This is a genomic window from Lentzea sp. HUAS TT2, assembly GCF_051853195.1.
Lineage (GTDB): Bacteria > Actinomycetota > Actinomycetes > Mycobacteriales > Pseudonocardiaceae > Lentzea.
On the sequence record NZ_CP196667.1, the window covers coordinates 5,588,915 to 5,608,737 of the forward strand.

At 68.1% G+C, this 19,823-nt stretch carries 12 protein-coding genes and 1 pseudogene; 5 read left to right on the forward strand and 8 right to left on the reverse strand.

What is annotated here, in order from left to right:
• Positions 1–4 precede the first annotated feature (4 nt).
• Positions 5–5,041 (forward strand): annotated as a pseudogene (locus ACSHWB_RS27660) (SDR family NAD(P)-dependent oxidoreductase); the annotation flags it as partial.
• A complete protein-coding gene (locus tag ACSHWB_RS27665; RefSeq protein WP_439656206.1) occupies positions 5,038–6,222 on the forward strand; it encodes a cytochrome P450 in 1,185 nt (394 codons plus the stop codon). The pseudogene ACSHWB_RS27660 and the gene ACSHWB_RS27665, both read left to right, overlap by 4 nt.
• Before the next feature lie 6 nt (positions 6,223–6,228).
• Here the strand turns inward: ACSHWB_RS27665 and ACSHWB_RS27670 are convergent, their stop codons facing one another.
• Positions 6,229–6,591 carry a DUF5997 family protein gene (locus ACSHWB_RS27670; RefSeq protein ID WP_439664674.1) on the reverse strand — a complete coding sequence of 121 codons (363 nt, stop codon included), beginning with the start codon at positions 6,589–6,591 and terminating at the stop codon, positions 6,229–6,231.
• Between the two features lie 57 nt (positions 6,592–6,648).
• On the opposite strand from ACSHWB_RS27670, the gene ACSHWB_RS27675 reads away from it, so the two are divergent.
• Positions 6,649–7,359, forward strand: coding sequence for a LysR substrate-binding domain-containing protein (locus ACSHWB_RS27675; RefSeq protein ID WP_439656207.1), 711 nt, complete (start codon positions 6,649–6,651; stop codon positions 7,357–7,359).
• A 3-nt stretch (positions 7,360–7,362) separates the two neighbouring features.
• Here ACSHWB_RS27675 and ACSHWB_RS27680 read toward each other — a convergent pair whose 3' ends face one another.
• The 4 genes from ACSHWB_RS27680 to ACSHWB_RS27695 are packed head-to-tail and all read right to left on the reverse strand — an operon-like array spanning position 7,363 to position 11,179.
• Positions 7,363–7,557 carry a ferredoxin gene (locus ACSHWB_RS27680; protein ID WP_439656208.1) on the reverse strand — a complete coding sequence of 65 codons (195 nt, stop codon included), beginning with the start codon at positions 7,555–7,557 and terminating at the stop codon, positions 7,363–7,365.
• Positions 7,558–7,569: 12 nt separating this feature from the next.
• Positions 7,570–8,739 carry a cytochrome P450 gene (locus ACSHWB_RS27685; protein ID WP_439656209.1) on the reverse strand — a complete coding sequence of 390 codons (1,170 nt, stop codon included), beginning with the start codon at positions 8,737–8,739 and terminating at the stop codon, positions 7,570–7,572.
• Positions 8,740–8,742: 3 nt separating this feature from the next.
• Positions 8,743–9,798: a DegT/DnrJ/EryC1/StrS family aminotransferase gene (locus ACSHWB_RS27690; RefSeq protein WP_439656210.1), complete on the reverse strand. Its 1,056-nt coding sequence runs from the start codon at positions 9,796–9,798 to the stop codon at positions 8,743–8,745.
• 7 nt (positions 9,799–9,805) lie between these two features.
• The gene (locus tag ACSHWB_RS27695; RefSeq protein ID WP_439656211.1) at positions 9,806–11,179 is read right to left on the reverse strand and encodes a glycosyltransferase; all 1,374 of its coding nucleotides are present in this window, start codon (positions 11,177–11,179) and stop codon (positions 9,806–9,808) included.
• Positions 11,180–11,464: 285 nt separating this feature from the next.
• Between ACSHWB_RS27695 and ACSHWB_RS27700 the strand changes: the two genes are divergently transcribed.
• Both ACSHWB_RS27700 and ACSHWB_RS27705 read left to right on the forward strand, forming a co-directional pair.
• Positions 11,465–14,215 carry an AAA family ATPase gene (locus tag ACSHWB_RS27700; protein ID WP_439656212.1) on the forward strand — a complete coding sequence of 917 codons (2,751 nt, stop codon included), beginning with the start codon at positions 11,465–11,467 and terminating at the stop codon, positions 14,213–14,215.
• An 86-nt stretch (positions 14,216–14,301) separates the two neighbouring features.
• Positions 14,302–15,606 carry a DUF222 domain-containing protein gene (locus tag ACSHWB_RS27705; protein ID WP_439656213.1) on the forward strand — a complete coding sequence of 435 codons (1,305 nt, stop codon included), beginning with the start codon at positions 14,302–14,304 and terminating at the stop codon, positions 15,604–15,606.
• Between the two features lie 55 nt (positions 15,607–15,661).
• Here the strand turns inward: ACSHWB_RS27705 and mhpA are convergent, their stop codons facing one another.
• Genes mhpA through ACSHWB_RS27720 form a run of 3 tightly spaced genes read right to left on the reverse strand, consistent with a single transcriptional unit; the run spans position 15,662 to position 19,561 of the window.
• Positions 15,662–17,269 (reverse strand): bifunctional 3-(3-hydroxy-phenyl)propionate/3-hydroxycinnamic acid hydroxylase MhpA, encoded by a 1,608-nt coding sequence (gene mhpA / locus ACSHWB_RS27710; protein WP_439656214.1) that lies wholly within the window; start codon positions 17,267–17,269, stop codon positions 15,662–15,664.
• Positions 17,270–17,294: 25 nt separating this feature from the next.
• Positions 17,295–18,503: a 3-deoxy-7-phosphoheptulonate synthase gene (locus tag ACSHWB_RS27715; protein WP_439656215.1), complete on the reverse strand. Its 1,209-nt coding sequence runs from the start codon at positions 18,501–18,503 to the stop codon at positions 17,295–17,297.
• 35 nt (positions 18,504–18,538) lie between these two features.
• The gene (locus ACSHWB_RS27720; RefSeq protein WP_439656216.1) at positions 18,539–19,561 is read right to left on the reverse strand and encodes an FkbO/Hyg5 family chorismatase; all 1,023 of its coding nucleotides are present in this window, start codon (positions 19,559–19,561) and stop codon (positions 18,539–18,541) included.
• Positions 19,562–19,823: the final 262 nt, after the last annotated feature.

Below are 19,823 nucleotides of genomic sequence, written 5' to 3' on the forward strand. Positions count from 1 at the left end.
GGCGATGCCGAACGAAGAGAAGCTCGTTGAATACCTGAAGTGGGTCACCGCCGATCTCGCCCAGACCCGCCGGCGCCTGGAGGAGGTCGAGTCCGGCAGGCACGAGCCGGTCGCGATCGTCGGCATCGCCTGCCGCTTCCCGGGCGGCGTCCGCTCGTCGGAGGACCTGTGGGAGCTCGTGTCCGAGGGCCGCGACGCCATCACCGGGTTCCCGACCGACCGCGGCTGGGACCTGGGCACCCTGGCCGGCGGCACCAGCGCGACGCTGCAGGGCGGGTTCCTCTACGACGCGGCGGACTTCGACCCCGGCTTCTTCGGCATCTCGCCGCGCGAGGCCCTGGCGATGGACCCGCAGCAGCGTCTCCTGCTGCAGACCACCTGGGAGGCCGTCGAACGCGCCGGCATCGACCCGACGTCGTTGCGCGGCTCGCGGACCGGCGTGTTCGTCGGCACCAACGGCCAGGACTACGGCCACGTGCTGATCGCCTCGCAGGAGGACGTCGAGGGGCACGCCGGCATGGGCACCGCGGCCAGCGTCATCTCGGGCCGCATCTCCTACACGTTCGGCTTCGAGGGGCCGGCCGTCACGATCGACACGGCTTGCTCTTCTTCTTTGGTGGCACTGCATCTGGCTGCCGCGGCACTGCGCAACGGCGAGTGTTCCCTGGCGCTGGCCGGTGGTGTCACGGTCATGGCGACCTCGTCGAACTTCGCCGGTTTCACGCGGCAGGGCGGGCTCGCTACTTCGGGTCGGTGCAAGGCGTTCTCCGATGACGCGGACGGCACCGGCTGGGCCGAGGGCATCGGTGTGCTGCTCGTGGAGAAGCTCTCCGATGCGCGGCGCAACGGTCATCCGGTGCTCGCCGTTGTCGCCGGTAGTGCGGTCAACCAGGACGGCGCGTCCAACGGCCTGTCCGCCCCGAACGGTCCCGCCCAGCGTGACGTGATCAAGGCGGCGCTGGTGTCGGCTGGTCTGTCCGCGTCCGATGTGGACGCTGTCGAGGCTCATGGAACCGGCACGGTGCTGGGTGATCCGATCGAGGCCGAGGCGCTCCTTGCGACCTACGGGCAGGACCGCGCGACGCCGTTGCGGCTCGGCGCGATCAAGTCGAACATCGGGCACACCCAGGCTGCGGCGGGCGTCGCGGGTGTCATCAAGATCGTCGAGGCGCTGCGCCACGACACCCTTCCGCCGACTTTGCACGTCAGCGAGCCCTCGTCGCACGTCGACTGGTCGGCGGGCAGCGTCAGTCTTCTCACCGAGGCCGCTGCTTGGCCGCGCGCCGGCAAGCCTCGTCGTGCTGGTGTGTCGTCGTTCGGGGTGAGTGGGACCAACGCGCACGTGATCATTCAGGAGGCCCCGGAAGCGGAGGTCCAGGAACTGTCAGACCTGCCCGAGCAGGGGCTGGCAGGCAGGCACCCGCTCGTCGTCTCCGCGAAGTCGGCCACCGCCCTCGAAGCTCGAATCGACCAGGTCAAGGCGCTGAAGGGCGACCCAGCAGACCTCGCCTACTCCCTGCTCACCACAAGGCCGACGACGTTCGATCACCGAGCGGTACTCCTCGACGGCAACGTCATCGCATCCGGAACCGTGCGCCGCAAGCCGTTCGCCGCCCTGTTCTCCGGCCAGGGCGCCCAGCGCGTAGGCATGGGCAAGGACCTGTACGAGGCGTTCCCAGCCTTCAAAGCGGCTCTGGACGCGGCCCTCGACCACCTCCCGACAGACCTCAAACAGGTCATGTGGGAGGACGAGACCAAGCTCAACCAGACCGGCTACACCCAACCGGCGCTGTTCGCGTTCGAGGTAGCCCTCTACCGGCTGCTGGAGAGCTTCGGCTTCAAGGCCGACAAGGTAGCGGGCCACTCCATCGGCGAGATCGCCGCCGCGCACATCGCCGGGGTGCTGAGCCTGGAAGACGCCGCGAAGCTCGTCACGGCCAGGGCGAGCCTCATGCAGAAGCTCCCGACCGGCGGCGTCATGATCGCGATCCAGGCCACCGAGGCCGAGGTGACCCCGCACCTCACCAGCGGCGTCTCGATCGCAGCCATCAACGCCGAGGACTCCATCGTCATCGCCGGCGTCGAACAAGAGGCACAAAAGATCGTTGAACAGTTCAACGATCGCAAGACCAAGCAGCTCGACGTCAGCCACGCGTTCCACTCGCCGCTGATGGATCCGATGCTCAACGACTTCCAGCAGGCCATCGCGAAGATTTCGTTCAACAATCCAACGATCCCTGTGGTCTCCCAAGGAACTGTTCAACAACCCGAGTACTGGGTCAGCCACGTCCGAGACACCGTTCGCTTCACCCAAACCGTCGATGCCATCGCAGACGCCACGCACGTCGAGATCGGCCCGACCGCCGTGCTGGCCGCGCTCGTGGACCAAGCCATCCCGACGATGCGCAAGGACAAGGACGAGGTCACGGCGCTGATCACCGCGCTGGCCAAGCTCTACACCGCCGGAGCCAAGATTACCTGGCCGAAGAACGGGACCAGGACCGAACTGCCCACCTACCCGTTCGACCAGGAGCGGTTCTGGCCGCAGGGCACCATGGCCCCTGCGACCCAGCCGAACGCCAGCCGCCCCGCCCTCTACGAGCTGGACTGGATCAAGTCCACAGTGGACGCGCCAAAGATCACGGGTGCGCGCTGGGCGATCATCGGCGGTGACGAGTTCGACCTCGCCCACGTCCTGTACGCGGCGGGCCAGTCCGTCAGCGGCTACGGCGAAACCCTCACCGAGGCGGCGAAGAACACCGCGCCGGACGTGTTCGTCGTGGCCGTCACGGGCGACAGCACGCCGGAGTCGACCCACTCGCAGACCCAGCGGGCACTGGGCATCCTCAAGGAAGCGCTGAACTTCGAGAACTCCCGCGTCGTCTTCGTCAGCCGCGGCGTCGCGACCGGGGAAGACCTGGCGGCGGCCGCCGTGTGGGGCCTGGTCCGCACCGCGCAGGCCGAGCACCCCGGCCGGTTCCTGCTGGTCGACAGCGACGGCCTCGACGTGTCCGGCGCCCTGCTCACCGAGCTCGTCAACGGCGACGAGCCGCAGCTGATAGTCCGCGAGGGCAAAGCAAAGGTCGCGCGCCTCAAGGAACTGCCCGAGACCACAGCCGCCCACGAGTGGAGCGAGACCGACTCGGTCCTCATCACCGGCGGCACCGGCGGACTCGGCGCCGAACTGGCGAAACACCTCGTCACGAGGCACGGCGTCAAGCACCTGCTGCTGGCCAGCCGCCGCGGTGAAGAGGCGCCGGGCGCGCGGAACCTGAAGCAGGAACTGGAGAACAAGGGCGCCACGGTCACCATCGCGGCCGCCGACGTCGCCAACCCCAACGACGTCCAGACCCTGTTCGCCGCCGCGGAACGCCCGCTCACCACCGTCATCCACACGGCGGGCGTGCTGGACGACGCCCTGCTCGACGCGCTCACCCCCGAACGCCTCACCACGGTCCTCACCCCCAAGGTCGACGCCGCGCACCTTTTCGCCCAGCACGACCTCAAACTGCTCGTTCTCTACAGCTCCGTCTCCAACGTCATGGGCGCGCCCGGCCAGGGCAACTACGCCGCCGCCAACGCCTACCTCGACGCCCTCGCGCGGACCAGGCCGAACACCATCAGCCTCGCCTGGGGGCCGTGGGCGCAGGACAGCGGCATGACAGCGGGCCTGAGCGACGCCGCCATGGACCGCATCGCCCGCTCCGGCATGCCCCCGCTGGCCGCCGAACAGGGCCTCGCGCTGTTCGACGCCGCACTGGCCGCGAGAAAACCCGTCGTCATCCCCATGCACGTCAGCCGCAACCAGCAGCGCGTTGCCCCGCTGCTGCGCGACATCGTCGACGAGCAGATCCTCCCGCAGCAGAGCCAGATCGCCGTCACCGTCCTCGACCGGTTGCGAGACAGCGACGACCGCGCCGGCCAGATCCGCGAGCTCGTCGTCGGTACGTGCGCGGCACTGCTCGGCCACAGCGACACGTCCAAAGTGGACCCCGAGAAGAACTTCCTGGAACTCGGCTTCGACAGCCTCATCGCCGTAGAACTGCGCAACCAGCTCAACGACATGCTCAACCTCAAACTTCCCGGCAGCGCGGTGTTCGACAGCGGCACCCCGGCCGCTTTCGCAAAGAAGGTCGACGCCGAACTCGGCACCATCTCCGGGCCCGCGACCAGCAACGGGATGCAGGTGAGCCCAGGCGACACGGTCTTCGGGCTGTTCATGGACAGCGTCACGAGCGGCAAGGTCGTCGAGGGCCTGCGGCTGCTCAAGGCCGTCGCGAACCTGCGCCCGATGTTCGACAGCCCGGCCGAACTGGAGGACCTGCCCGTCCCCGTCACCCTCGCCGACGGCCCGAAGCTGCCGAAACTGGTCTGCGTCAGCGCGCCCGGCGCCACCGCCGGCGTGCACATGTACGCGCGGCTCGCCGCCCACCTGCGCGGCAAACGGCACGTCTCCGCACTCCCGCTCATCGGGTTCAACGAGGGCGAGGCGTTGCCGCGCACCACGGAGGCCGCCGCCAGGTTCGTCGCGGAAAGCATCCTCAACGGCACCGACGGCGACCCGTTCGTCCTGGTTGGACACTCCTCCGGAGGCACGCTCGCCTACTTCGCCGCCGCGGTGCTCGAGGACACCTGGGGCATCAAGCCGGAAGCGGTGATCATGCTCGACACGCTGAGCATGAACTACAACTCCAGCGAGGGCATGGACTTCGGCGCCGTCACCACCAACTACTTCAACACCATGGACTCGCCCGCGGTGAACATGAACAGCACCCGCCTGTCCGCGATGGCGCACTGGTTCCCGCTCATCATCGACACCGGCCTCCACACGACGGTCCCGAAGCTGCTCATCCGCTGCGCCAACGAGGTCAAGGGCACCGACCTCGTCACGACCGAGCAGGAGGTCGACGTGCCCGCCGACGAGATCCGCGTCGTCGCCACCGACCACATGGCGATGGTCAAGGAGGACGCGGGCGTCGTCGCGGACGTGCTGGAGGACTGGCTCGGCACCCGTATCGAGAAACTGGAAGGCGTCCGATGACCACATCGCAGGAACTGCCCCTCATCGGGGTCGAACTGCCGTCGATCCTGACGTTCAGCGAACTCCGCCTGCGGTTGCAGGAACAGGCGCCGGTGTGCCGCATCCGGACACCCGCCGGCGACGAGGGCTGGCTCGTCACCCGCCACGCCGAGGTGAAGGCGCTGCTGCAGAACCAGAAGCTCGGCCGCAGCCACAAGGACCCCGCCAACGCACCGAGGTACTTCCGCAACCCGATGCTCGACATGCTCATCACCGCCGACGACATCGAGGTCGAGAAGGAGCGCCACGAGAAGAAACGCGTCCTCTACACCAAGAGCTTCGCCGCCCGCCGCGTCATCGAACGCCGCGAGCGCGTCATCGGCATCGCGAACGACAAGATCGACGCGATCATCGCCGCCGGCCAGCCCGCGGACCTGCACGCCGCCTACTCGATGGACTACTCGCAGCAGGCGCTGTGCGACATGGTCGGCATCCCCGTCGAGGACCGCGCGAAGCTGCTGGAGATGATGGACACCGTCGGCGCCTCCGACCAGGAGTCGGCCGAGGCGGGCATGGACCCGCTGTTCGGCTTCGCCGCCGACATCGGTGAACGCCGCAGGTCAGAGCTCGGCGACGACGTCATCTCGCGCTTCATCGAGACCGGCCTGACCAACGACGAGATCGGCCTGCACGTCGTCACGCTGCTGTTCACGGGCCTCGCGGGTCTCGCGAGCCACCTCGACTTCGGCGTGCTGCTGTTCCTGCGCAACCCCGAGCAGCGCGCGAAGGCCATGGCCGACCCGGAGATCATGGCCCGCGCCGTCGACGAGGTCATGCGTGCCACGATCAGCTCGCCCGTCCTGCCCCGCTACGCCAGCGAGGACATCGAGATCGGCGGCGTCACGATCAAGGAGGGCGACCTGGTGATGCTGGACTTCAGCCTCGCCAACTTCGACCCGCGCGCGTTCGACAACCCGCACGACTTCGACGTCACCCGCTCGCCGAACCACCACTTCACGTTCGGTCACGGCATGCGGCACTGCACCGGCGCCCCGCTCGTGCGGATCATCCTCGCCGTCGCCTACACGACCCTGTTCGAACGCCTGCCGGGGCTGCGGCTCGCGGTGCCGGAGTCCGAGCTCGAGTCGCACCCCGGCGGCCGCCTCGCCGGCGGCCTGGAGAGGTTCCCCGTCACCTGGTGAGCGGGGTCACTCCGCTTCTTCCTCGAGGCGCGCCTTCTCCGCCAGGCGCGCCTCCTCGGCCTTGAACTCGACGTAGGTGGCGCGCTCGCGCACCAGCCAGTCCGGGTTCTCGTCCTTGATCGCGGTGATCTGGTCGGTGGTCAGCGCCTCGGTGATGCCGGCGCGCACCAGGCCCGACGCCGAGATGCCGAGCTTCTGCGCGATGAGCTGCTTGGGGTGCGGGCCGTTGCGGCGCAGGTCCGCCAGCCACTGCGGCGGGTTGGCCTGCAGCTCGTTCAGCTCGTCGCGCGACACGACGCCGGCCTGGAACTCCTCGGGCGTGGCCTCGAGGTACACGCCGAGCTTCTTGGCGGCGGTGGCGGGCTTCATCGTCTGCTGCGACTTCATGCGGAAAAGAGTAACGGGCTCGTCCGGTAGCCTCAGCACGTGACCGGCTCTTTCACGCTCGCGTACGTCCCAGGTGTGACGCCGGGCAAGTGGGCACGGGTCTGGGAGGAACGCCTGCCGGAGACCCCGCTGACCCTCGTTCAGGTGACCGCCGCCGAAGCGGGGGAGAAGGTGCGGTCCGGTGAGGCCGACGCCGCGCTGCTGCGGCTGCCCGGCGACCGCGAGGACCTGCACGCGATCCCGCTCTACACCGAGACCAGCGTCGTCGTGTTCCCGAAGGACCACGAGTTCGCCGCGGCCGACGAACTGTCCGTCGAGGACCTGGCGGAGCACGTCCTGTGGCAGCCGCTCGACGACACCCTCGGCTGGGACGCCCAGCCAGGTCAGGCGCCCGTCGAACGGCCGGAGACCACCCTGGACGCCATCCAGATCGTGGCCGCGGGCGTCGGCATGGTGGTCGTGCCGCAGTCGCTGGCCCGGCTGCACCATCGCAAGGACCTGAAGTTCGTGCCGCTCTCGGACGCGCCGCAGTCCCGCGTCGCGCTGTCGTTCCCGATCCGCGACGAGAACCCCGAGCTGATCGAGCACATGATCGGCATCGTCCGCGGCCGCACGGTCAACAGCACCCGCGGGCCCGCGCCGGAGCCCGAGAAGAAGAAGCAGGCGCCCAAGCAACAGCAGCGACGGGGCCCAGCACCTCAGCAGAAGAAGCAGCCTGCCAAGCGCGTGAAACCCCGCCGCGGTCGCTGAACCTCAGTCGTGCACGGTGATGGCCTGGGCGGGGCAGATGCCCCTGGCCGTCCTGGCAGTTGCCTCCGCCTCACCCGAGGGACTGGCGTCGAGCACGGTGACGAACCCGTCGTCGTCCTGGTCGAACACGTCCGGCGCGGCCAGCACGCACTGGGCCGAGCCGATGCACTTGCCGGTGTCCACACTGATCCGAGCCATGACGATCCCTTCTCACCAACGCACAGGTAGCGCGTGGAGTCCGAAGAGGACTCCGTCGTACTTGAACTGCAGGTCCTCCAGCGGAACGGCGACCTCCAGGGTCGGGATCCGCCGGAACAGGCCGCGGTAGGCGACGTCCATCTCCAGCCGCACCAGGTTCTGCCCGAGGCACTGGTGCACGCCGTACCCGAACGCCACGTGCCCGGTGGCCGAGCGGGACGGGTCGAACTCGTCCGGCCGGGCGAACATCTCCGGGTCGTGGTTCGCGCCGGCCACGAGCGGCACGATGCCCTCGCCCGCCTTGACGAGCTGACCGCCGATCTCGACGTCCTCGATCGCCACCCGCAACGCCACCAGGTCCGCGACCGAGTGGTAGCGCAGCAGTTCCTCGATCATGCGGTCGTCGTCGATCCACTGCTTCTGCTGCAACAACGTGACGACGCCGAGCGAGATGTTGTTCGCCGTCGTCTCGTGGCCCGCGATCAGCAGCAGCATCGAGACGCCCGAGAGCTCCTGCGGCGTCAGCAGCCCGCCCTGCAGCAGCTTGCTGATCAGGTCGTCGCCGGGGCGCTTGGACTTGATCGTGATCAGCCGGTTGATGTAGCGCAGCAGATGTTCGGACGCCTTGTCCCGCTGCTCGTCGGTCGACGTCAGCGTCACGAGGACCTTCGTCTTCTCCTCGAAGAAGTCGCGGTCCACCTTCGGGACGCCCAGCAGCGCGGAGATCACCAGCGACGGCACGGTGAGCGAGAAGTCCTCGACGAGCTCGGCCTCGTTGCCCTTGGCCAGCATCTGGTCGATGGCGTGGTCGACGATCTGCTCGACCGCCGGCCGCAACGCCCTGATGCGGCGCACGGTGAACTCGGGGATCAGCGCCTTGCGGAACCTGTTGTGGTCAGGCGGGTCCAGCGACACGAACCAGCCCGGCACGTCGTCCGCGGACGGCGCGCCCACGGTCCGCGACGGCCGCGGGAACCCCTCGTGCGTCGGGTTGGAGCTGATGCGCGGATCGGTGAGGACCGCGCGCACCTCCTCGTGCCTGGTCACCAGCCACACCGTCTCGCCGGACGGCAGCGCGGCCTTCGTCAGGCCCGGTTTCGTGCGGAACCCCTCGTACTCGGGAGGAGGGAACGGCACGCCGGGGCGCCGCATCATGAACGGGACCAGGTCAGTGCTCGTCATGTCTCACACCCCGTAGAACTGGCGGACTCGCGCCACGATGTAGTCCTGGTCGTCTTCGGTCAGCTCGGCGTGCGTGGGCAGGTACAGCCCGTCGTCGGCGAACCGGTTCGCGTTCAGCGTCGGCCACACCGGGTCGAGGTAGCCGGGCTGCCTGCTCATCGGCTTGAAGAACAGGCGGGTCTCGATGCCCTCCTGCGCGAGGAACCCCATGAGCTCCTCACGGCGTTCGGCGCGCAGGTCGTACATCCACAGCACGTCGCGCGGCGGCATGAGGGTGATGCCGGGGATGCCCCGAAGGCCCTCGTCGTACCGCTTCTCGATCTGCGCGCGCGTCGCGATGATCTCGTCCAGGCGTTCGGTCTGCGCGAGCGCGACCGCGGCCTGCAGGTTGGTCATCCGGAAGTTGTAGGCGAGCTTCTTGTGCAGGAAGCTGTGATCGCGGGTGAACGCCATGCCGCGCAGGTGCGCCATCTGCCGCGCCAGGTGCGGGTCGTTCGTGACGCAGATACCGCCCTCGCCGGAGGTGATGACCTTGTTGGCGAACAGGGAGAACGCCGCGATGTCACCGGTCGGCTTGACGCCGTGCGCCTCCGCGGAGTCCTCGACGACGCGCAGGTTGTACTCGTAGGCCAGTTCGAGGATCGGGTCCATGTCGCACTGACGACCGTAGACGTGCACCGGCATGATCACCTTGGTGCGCGGGGTGATCTTCTCCTCGATCTTGGTGACGTCGATGTTCAGGTCGTCCGCGCAGTCCACGAAAACGGGCGTGGCGCCGGTGTAGGTCACGGCCCACGCCGAGGCGATCATCGTGAACTCGGGCACGATCACCTCGTCGCCGGGGCCGACTCCCAAGGCGCGCAACGCGAGCGTCAGCGCCGTGGTGCCGGACGAGCAGGCGACGCCGTACCTGGTGTCGTTGTAGGCGGCGAAGGCCTCCTCGAACTGAGGCACGTACGGCCCCTGCGAGGAGATCCAGCCGTCCGTCACGGCCTTCGTCGTGTACTCGAGCTCGTTGCCGCGCAACGAAGGCATCGAAACGGGGTAGCGGTAGCTCATCGTCAGCTCACTTCGAGGACAGTGCGGGCAACGAAAGGACGAGGTCGGCGGCCGTCTTGCGGCCACCGGCAGCGTGCTGCAGCGCGGCGAGGCGTTCGGCGTTCTCGGTGAACCGCGGGTCGTCCAGGACGCGCGTCAGCTTGTCCGTGACGTCGGCCGGGTCGACGGTGTGCGGCTTGTCGAGCGTCAGTCCGACACCGAAGCTCGTGGCGCGCACGGCCTGGTCGTAGCAGTCGACCCAGAGCGGCCGCGACACCATCGGCTTGCCGAAGTAAATGCTTTCGGTGTAGGCGTTCCCGCCCGCGTGCGTGAAGAACAGCTTGACGTTCGGGTGCGCCAGCACGTCGAGCTGCGAGGGCACCCACGTCTCGATGCGCAGGTTGCCGGGAAGGTCCGAGGGCAGGAACTCCTGCTGGTCGCGCGGCAGCTTCCACAGCACCGAGTGCCGTCCGTCGAGACCGCGGGCGACCTGGACGAACGCCTCCACCTGGTCGCGGGTCAGCCGCGTGATCGTGCCGAAACCCATGTACACCACGGACTTCTGCGCGTCCAGCCACGTGCCCAGCTCACCGGGTGCCGCCTGGGGCAGCGGGGGCACCAGCGCGCCGACCGTGCGGATCTTCTCCGGGACGTCGAACGGGTAGTCCATCTCCGGGATCGAGTAGCACAGCACCATCTCGGCCTGCTCGACCCGCGCGAACTGACCGTACGCCTTCGGGGAGATGCCCAGCTCGGCGATCACCTTGGCGTTGCGCGCGTTGCGGTCCTTGTTGGCCTTGGTGAACGCGGTCGCGAGGGTGCGCCAGCCGAAGAAGCTGTTGGCCCAGCGCTGCCTCCAGGACATGCCGGCGGGCAGTCCGGTGTGCGGGCGCGGGAAGTCCTTCGGCGTGTAGGAGGGGCCGATCGGGATCGCGGACGTCACGAGGTTCGACGCGACGAACGGGTTGCTGATCACGTAAGGGATTCCCTTGGTGATGGCGACCTCGTAGCCGAACATGCACATCGACTCGACGATCATCAGCGCCGGCTTGATCTCGTCGACCAGCCCGGCGAGCGCGCGGTACTTGGGAATCCGCTGCTCCGGCCGGTTCGTCTGCTCGATGACGGCCTTGCGCGCCTTGAACCGCGACCGCTGCGTCACCTTCGCGTAGATCTCGTCGGGCCAGGTCACCGAGGACATCTCCGGGATCACGTCCCCCAGCGAGAAGAACTCGATCGGCGAACCGACCGCCGCCGCCTCGACCTCCTCGCGGCCCTTGTCGTCGGTGGCGAACCACAGGTTCTCCACACCGCGGCGGGACAGCTCCTCCGCTAGCACGAGCATCGGGTTCAGCAGGCCGCTCTCCGGCAGACTGACGAACAGGATCGGCCGCTGGCTCATGGACTTCACCCTCCGGGCTGACGCCTTGTAGCGGCGAGCCTGCCGGACCGCGCGGTGCCCTGTCGTCACGCGGCAGTCTTCTCCAGAAGAAGACCTAGTGTTCGAAAGCACCGAGACTCCAGGAGAACACCTAGAACTGGCGCGTATCGATTTGAAGGGGATGCGTTCGCCTGCGACGCTCGGTGCCGACCCGTCATGCCCGCGCTCCTGGGGGAACGTGGTGGTGCCTCAACCGCACACACCGCGCTGCGGCACGGCGGCTTTCCTGGCGAGAGGTACATCATCATGACCGGGACGTCTGACAACAACATGACCAAGGCGAGGCTCGCGGGCCTGATCGAGCGGGACGACCAGTGGTCCACCTTGGACACGTTGTTGACAGACTCCCTGTCAGGATCTGGAAGGGTCGCCCTGCTCACCGGCCCGGTCGCCTCGGGGAAGACCGAGCTGCTGCACGCGTTCGGCGAGGCCTCAGGTGTCTGCTTCGTCAAGGCGACCTGCTCGGCGTTCGAACGCGACCTGCCGTTCGGCGTGGCGAGTCAGATCTTTCATCCTCTCGACGCACCGGACGAGGTCGGCGAACTTCTCGACGCCGCCGCCCGCAGTGCCGAAGGACCTTCCGCACGCCAGTTGCACGCGTTGTGCCTGGCGTTGCTGGACCTGACGACCGAGACACCGCTGGTGATCGGCATCGACGACGTGCAGCACGCCGACTCGTCGTCGTTGCACTGGCTGCTGTACCTGATCCGCCGGATCGGCCAGGCGAAGGTGTTGCTGATGCTCAGCGAGACCGCCTCCCCGCGCGCCGCGCACACCGCTCTGCACACGGAACTGTTGCGGCACCCGCATTGCCGCGACGTCCAGCTGGCGCCGCTGGGTGCGCTGGGCGAGCTGTTCGAGGCCTCCGTGCACGCCGTGGACGCGATGGCGTTGTCCGGCGGCAACCCGTTGCTGGTGCGGTCTTTGCTCGACGACCAGAGGCTCTGCAAACCGCGCGACGACGGCGGCCTGGTGATCGGCCCCAGCTACCGGCGGGCGCTGGTCAGCTGCCTGCACCGCAGTGACCACCACGTGCTGCCCGTCGCGCGGGCGCTGGCCGTGACGGGGGAGCAGGCGACCCACGAGTCGCTGGGACGCCTGGCCCGTGCCGACGCGGAGACCGTGGCGTCCGCGCTGGACGTGATGAACGAGGCCGGACTGCTGTGCGACGGCTGGTTCCGCGACCCGGCCGCCCGCGGCGCCGTGCTGGACGATCTGTCCACACAGGACCGCAAGGAGATGTACCTCGGTGCGGCCTTGCTGCTGCACGACGAGGGCGCGCCCGCCACCGAGGTGGCGCCGTACCTGGTGATGGCGGACCACTCCGAGAACCCGTGGATGGTGCCGGTCTTCGAGGAGGCCGCCGAGCACGCGTTGCGTGACGAGCAGATCGACACGGCGCTGCGCTACCTGGAACTGGCGCACCGGGCGTGCGTCGAAGTGCACGGACGCGCGGCGATCGCGGCGAAGCTGGTCCGAGTCGAGTGGCGGGTGAACCCGTCCGCGGCCGGCCGCCGTCTGGGCACGGTGGTGCCGGCGATGCGCGCGGGCCAGCTCTCCGACCGCGACGTGACCTCGCTGGTGCAGCCGATGCTGTGGAACTGCCAGGTCGACGAGTCCACCGAGGCGATGGACCGCGTCCGGCGCGTCTCGTCGTCGAACAACGGCCTGCGCGCCATGGAACTCTGGCTGGCCTGCTCGCACCCGACCCTGGCCCGCCGCGCGACGACCACCCCGGAGGCCGTGAAGACCAGGACCGTGAGCCTGACCTCCGGCCCGATGCTGAAGGCCGTCACGGCGCTCGCGAACGTCCTGACGTACGGCAACAACGACGCCTCCGCCACCGACGCCGAGCACGTGCTGCAGGCTGCCCGGCCGTCCGACAGCGGCTGGTGGGGCCCGGAGTCGGCGATGCTCGCGTTGCAGGCCCTCGTCTACGCGGACCGGCTCGACGTGGCGGCGCAGTGGTGCGACAAGCTCCTGGACGAGGCGCGGGTCAAGAACCTCGCGGTAGCACGCGCCTTCTTCTCCTGCGTGCGCGCCGAGGTGTCGTTGCGGCGCGGCGACCTGACCACCGCCTTCGACCACGCCCAGAACGCCCTGGACTTCATGCCCGCCGGCGGATGGGGTGTGGCGCTGGGCATGCCGCTGGGGATCCTGATCAACGCCGCCACCAAGATGGGACGGCACGAGGACGCCGCCGCGTTCCTCGAACAGCCGGTGCCCGAGGCGATGTTCCAGTCGCGGTACGGGCTGCACTACCTGTACGCGCGCGGCCACCACTACCTGGCGACCTCCCGGCACTACGCGGCTTTGGCGGATTTCCTGTCGTGCGGCGAGCTCATGACTTCTTGGGGCGTGGATCAGCCCGGCGTGGTGCCGTGGCGGACTTCGGCCGCGGAGGCCTGGCTGCTGCACGGGGCCAACCGGGACGAGGCCAAGCGGCTGATCAACGAGCAGCTGGCGCGGCTGGGGCCGGACGCCTCGCGCACTCGCGGGGTGGCGTTGCGGTTGCTGGCCGCTACCAACCAGCCGCACAACCGGCCGCAGTTGTTGCAGGACGCCGTGGTGATCCTGGAGGAGTACGGGGACCAGTACGAGCTGGCCCGGGCGTTGGCCGACTTGTCCAAGGCGCATCAGGCTTTGCGGGAGCATCGCCGGGCATGGACCGTGGCTCGGCGGGCCTGGCACGTGGCGAATGTGTGTGATGCGGCTGAGTTGTGCGAGGAGTTGCTGCCGTCGCGGGGGAAGGCCGACGGCGAGGACGCGCCGGCCGAGGAGAAACCGGCCGATCCGATCGCGACGCTGACCGACGCGGAACGGCGGGTGGCCGCCTTGGCCGCGGTGGGCTATACGAACCGGGAGATCGCGTCGAAGCTGTACATCACACCGTCGACCATCGAGCAGCACCTGACGCGGGTGTACCGGAAGCTGAACGTCAAATACCGCAAGGATCTCCCGGCGGACCTGCACTCGTACCTGCCCAGCACGGCTTGATCATCCACCGAGGACACCGCGCTTTCACTCGATCGTGCGCGCTCTCGCCCGTTATCAAAACGTGATCTTGCGGTAGTGTCGAACACATGAGCGAACCGGACCCGTGTCTCCTCTCGACTGACGAGCTGCTGAACAGCGTCGTCAGCGAGGTCGTGGAGATCAGGGTCCGTGAGCACGCGGTGCTGCGGAAGCTCGCCGAGCTGGACCGTCGCGGTGCGGCTGCCGAGCTCGGGTACAAGGACCTGCCGCAGGTGCTGCGGCACGCGGTCCGCTGGGACCTGAAGACCGCGCGGCAGTGGCTCGCGAACGCGCGTGCCCTGAGCCACGAGATCACCCCGACGGGCAGCAGGCTGGAGCCGGATCTCCCGGTGACCGCCACCGCGGTCGCGGACGGCACGCTCTCCGCCGACCACATCTCCGCGATCGCCGAGGTGATGAAGAAGCTTCCCGCCGCGGCCGAAGCCCCGGTGGTGGAGTTCGCGCAGGCTCATGAGCCGGGCGCGGTCCGCTCCTTCGGCAGGGAACTGGCCTACCGCCTGTACCAGGACGATCCGGAGCCCCGCGACGCCGAGCCCGCACCGCCGGCGAACCAGCACGTGATGCGCTGGAAGGGTGAGTGCCTGGAGATCTGGGCGAAGCTCGACAAGATCACCGGCGCGAAGTACGAGGCCCTGCTCGACCCGCTGGCCAAGCCGCGCCCGGAGACGGCCGAGGAAGGCCCGGACCTCCGCACGCGCTCCGAACGCGAGGGTGACGCGCTGGCCGCGCTCGTCGACCTGATGCTGCGCGCCGACCAGTTGCCCGAACACGGTGGCGAACCGGTCAGCCTCACCCTGACGATGCGCTACGAGGACCTGGTGAGCCAGGCGGGTCAGGCGATGCTCGACAACCGCGAGCGCATCCCCGCAGCCGAGGCCCGTCAGCTCGCCTGCAACGCCGGCATCATCCCGCTGGTCCTGGGCGAGCGCTCCCAGCCGATGGACATCGGCCGCAAGGCCCGCACCTTCCCTGCCGCGATCCGCCGTGTGCTGGTGGCCCGTGACCAGGGCTGCGCCTTCCCCGGCTGCGAGCGCCCGCCGAAACACTGCGACGCCCACCATGTCCGGTTCTGGTCCAACGGAGGCGAGACCTCCGTCGACAACGCCGTGCTGCTGTGCCGCAACCACCACCGCCTGATCCACCACAGCGAGTGGGAGATCAGGATGGTGCAGGGCCTGCCACGCTTCTACCCGCCGGGCTGGCTGGATCCGGACCGAGCGGCCCGCCGCAACGTCCTCCATGCCTTCGAGGGCGAAGAGCCCAAGACGAGACGCGCCGACAGCCCCAGCACGTTGACGCCGAGCTGGGTGTTGCCGCCACCTCGTTCTCGCCCGGTCCCGGCGTTGGTCTAGTGCTTACCTCGCGCGAGGGCTTCCCCGACAGGGGAGTCCTCGCGCTCCAACGTGCTCACAGCAGTGGCAGCTGAGCCTTCAGATCGTTCACCAGGGAGGGCAGATCGGTTCGGTCGGCAGCGAACCCGAACACGTAGTAGTCCGGCCGAACCAGCGCCGCCACCTTCCGATGTCCGGCCAGCCAAGGCAGATACAACCGCTCCACGTCCACGACCTCATGCGCCCGGGCGATCTTCGGCGGAATCCCAGCAGGCATCACCCGAACCAGATGCGTCCCCAACGTCTTCAGGAACTCCAGCTCGTCCTCACCCAACGCCTCATAGGGATCCAGCGTCGTGATCAGCTGCCACCCCCGCCCGACAACCTCGTCGAACCGATCCCGCAACCCTCCACGCGCCACCACTCCCTGAGGCGACAACTCCCCATCCGGCGCAGCGATCCCGTCGACACCCCGCCGCACCACCCCGTCCTCCAACGCGTAAGCGGAAGGAGCAAGGTCAACCCCCTCGGGTTTGGCCTGCATGGCGATCAGAAACGCGTCCCGCCGAGCAGCCGCGACAGGATCGAGCTCGGAGACGATCTTCCCAACCTCGATGGACATCTCGATCGTGTGCCGCACCTGCAACCCGCGCTCAGCCTGGTAGGCGTCCAACAACGAGTCCGCGGCCAGATCCCGCAGCACCAGATCGAGCTTCCAAGCCAGGTTCACCGAGTCACGGATACCGGAACACATGCCCTGCCCGGCAAAGGGAGGCATCAGATGCGCCGAGTCACCGGCCAGCAACAGGCGCCCAGAACGCCATTTGTCCGCCATAGCGGCCTGAAAGGTGTAAACGATGTTGCGCGTCAGGTCAGCGTTCGCCGGCGTCACGTCGTAGGGCGCGAGAAGCTCCCACATCCGCTCCACCGTGGACATCTCTTCGATCGACTCACCGGGCAGCCGCATGAACTCCCAGCGCCGATGCCCACGCCCCGAGGCGACGATCGTCGTCGGGCGGGCCGGATCGCACACCTGCACGTCGTTCGGCCGGAACGCGCGCTTCTCGTGGAAGACGACGTCGACCAGCAGCCAGTCGTGCTTGAAGTTCAGGTCGATCATCCGCGAGCCCATGACGTCGCGCACGAAGCTGTTCGCGCCATCGCAGCCGATCACCCAGGAAGCGGTGACCTCACCCGAGTGATCAGGACCGGGCGCATCGACAGACACGTGCGTGCCGTGGTCCGTGATCGCCTCCACCTTGTGCCCGAACAACGTCGTGATGTTCGGCAGGGTGAGGACGTGCTCGCGCAGGGCGCGTTCGAACGTCGGCTGGTGCATCACGGTCGCGATCGGCCAGCCGTCGCGGCCTGGCTCGTACGGCGCCTCGAAGCTGAACAGCTCGCGGCCCTCCGCGTTCTGGAACATGTACTGCCCCAGGGGTTCGCCGAGCTCCATCAGGTCGGCGCCGATGCCGGCCGAGGCGAACGAGCGCGCGGTCTCGCCGTCGAACGCGACGACGCGCGGGAACGGGTACTGGCCGCGGTACTTCTCCAGGATGACGACCCGCCATCCCTTGTGCGCGAGGAGGATGGACAGAACGAGGCCGACCGGCCCGCAGCCGACCACCGCGACATCTGCGGTGTTCTCGGCTGCGGACCGGCCGGCCAGCTGCGGTGACGTCATCAGTTTCCCTGTCTGCCTGGGGGAGTCAGAACACCGAGTCGATCACTCCGAGCGCCTGTTCGGGGTTCAGCCGCGGGTCGCAAAGGGTCTCGTAGCGCGCGGAGAGAGCGGTCTCATCGGGGACGGACCCGCCGACGCACTCCGTCACGTCGGTCGCGGCCACTTCCAGGTGCAAGCCGGCCGCGTGTGCGCCCTCGGTCTCGAGGATGTGCCGGAACGCCGTGGCCTCCTCGATGATATGGGTGACATGTCGAGTCTTTCGCCCAGATTTCGCGGTGACCGTGTTGCCGTGCATGGGGTCCGAGACCCAGACGACGGGGTGGCCTGCGCGCTGCACGGCGCGCACGATCGGCGCCAGAGCGACGTGGATGTCCTCGCGGCCCATGCGGACGATGAGCGTCAGGCGGCCGGGGGTGTGGTGCGGGTCGAGCAGCTGGCACAGGCGCACGACGGTCTCGGGGTCGGCGGTCGGGCCGACCTTCACGCCGATCGGGTTCGCGATCGCCGCGAACATGCTGACGTGCGCGTTCTCCAGCTGGCGGGTGCGCTCGCCGATCCACGGGAAGTGCGTCGAGGTGAGGAACTGCTCGCCGGTGCGCTCGTCTGTGCGAATGAGGGCGTTCTCGTAATCCAGCACCAATGCCTCGTGGGCGACCCACGGACCACCGGAGAGTTCCTCGGCACTTCCCGACCAATGGGCGCGCACTTCTCGGATGACGGCGGCCGAGGCGTCGTAGGCCCGCAGCATTCGTTCCGGGTCGTGGCGGCGGGAGAAGACGTCGGGCTCGAACGAATTGACCAGCTCACCGCGGAACGACGGCAGGTCGACTCCGTCGATCGTTTCGAAGTTGCTCGAACGGGGCTTCGCGTACTGCCCGGCCATGCGTCCGAAACGCGCCACTTGCTGCCCGGTTCGTTCCGCCATCCGGGAAGCGATGCGGCCGATGTTGCGCACCTTTCCGGAAGTTGTCACCGGGTCGATGTCTGAAAACGATTCCGCGCAGTCCCCGAGCTGCAGGACACGTGCCTCGCCGAGGGCGGCGAGACCAAGAGCACGCTTCGCCTCGCGGATTTCGGAATGCGCGACCAGGGGGAGCGCGCCGGACAGTTCGGCTTCGATCAGGTCGTACTCGGGGTGGTGGTGCCAGTGGGGCTGCTGCGTCGCAGGCAACGTCATCCACGGGGCCGCGGTCCTCGCGTACGTGAACTCGTTCAGCTTCACCGTCTGAGGCATTGTTCTCGCTCCTGTTCCTGGTTCGGCTGGAAGACTCAGGCGATGATGCCCTCGATCTCCACGAGGAGATCGGAGCGGCAGACGTCGACGTTCAGGTACTGGATCCGGGCGTTCGGGGAGAAACGCTCCTCGCACATCTCGCGCACCGCCGGGATGTCGGAGCGGTGACGGACGTACACCTTGATGTTGTCGAGGTTCAGCAAGGAATTGCCCTGCGTGATCTCGTAGTCCGACAGGTTCTCGTCGGAAATGAGGTGCTCGATGTTGTCGAGTGACAACTTCACCTGCGCCGCGATGTCGCCGTCGTGCAGGGTCTCGTGGCCGCGGATGCTGGCGGTGCCGGCCACGTAGATCTGCCCTGACCTGCGGTCGGTGTGCGTGCCGGCGAGGTAGGTGGCTCGCGCGAACTTGGGCGGGCGCGGGCCGTACTGGCGCGGGTAGTGGTAGGCGGCGATCTGCTTCGAGTTCTCCACCGACGTCAGCGCGGCGGAGCGGGAGGCGAGGAAGTAGAACGCGATGCCGCCGCCCTGCGACCCGATTCCGGTCGCGCTCGGGACCTCCTTGTCGCCGAAGTGGAAGAGTTCGAACGCCTCGGCGCGGCCCTTGCAGAAGTCCCGGTAGATCTCCAGGCCCTCGGCGTTGTCGCCGTTGATGTCGTTGAGGAAGTTCCACATGCGGAAGCAGTTCTTGTAGCCGAGCGAGTCCATCAGGTCCAGCGCCGCGACGTAGGCCGCGCGGGTGTCCTCGGTGTAGCGGCCGGTCGGGGCGATCCGCCCGGCGACGAGCAGGTACTCGCCGTCGTGGGCGTAAACGACGCCGTGGTGCTCGCCGGTCTCGACGGTGCCGGTGGTCGTCCAGACCTCCGCGAATGCCTCGCCGAGGTCGCTCGCCATGTGCAGGTCGAGGGTGAGGAGGCCATTCTCGACACGCGGGTCGGTGCACTCGGTGGTGTAGTTGATGACACCGAGAACGTTTCCGGTGGCCGCCACGTCGCTGACTTCGGTGAGGCCGGTGAACACCGAGCTGGGAAGGCTCACCGTCTGCTGCGCCTGAGTCATTGGAATGCCCCTCCGAGGAGTTGGAAAACATTTTGCGGAGTAGAGCCGAATCATTGTTTCGGGCTTCTCTTCCGGGCCGGTGATCAAAGATTAGCCACCGGGCGGGCTCCGCAAAACTCCTGCGCCAGGAGAAAGCACTTTCGGACGGATGATAGGGGGGTCCTAGGGGGGTGCTAGGGGATTTCCTACTTACCCGCCCGATGAGGCCGAGGCTAGCATCGCTCGAGGTGCAGGCCACGTCTCCAGCAAGCCAGTAAATAGG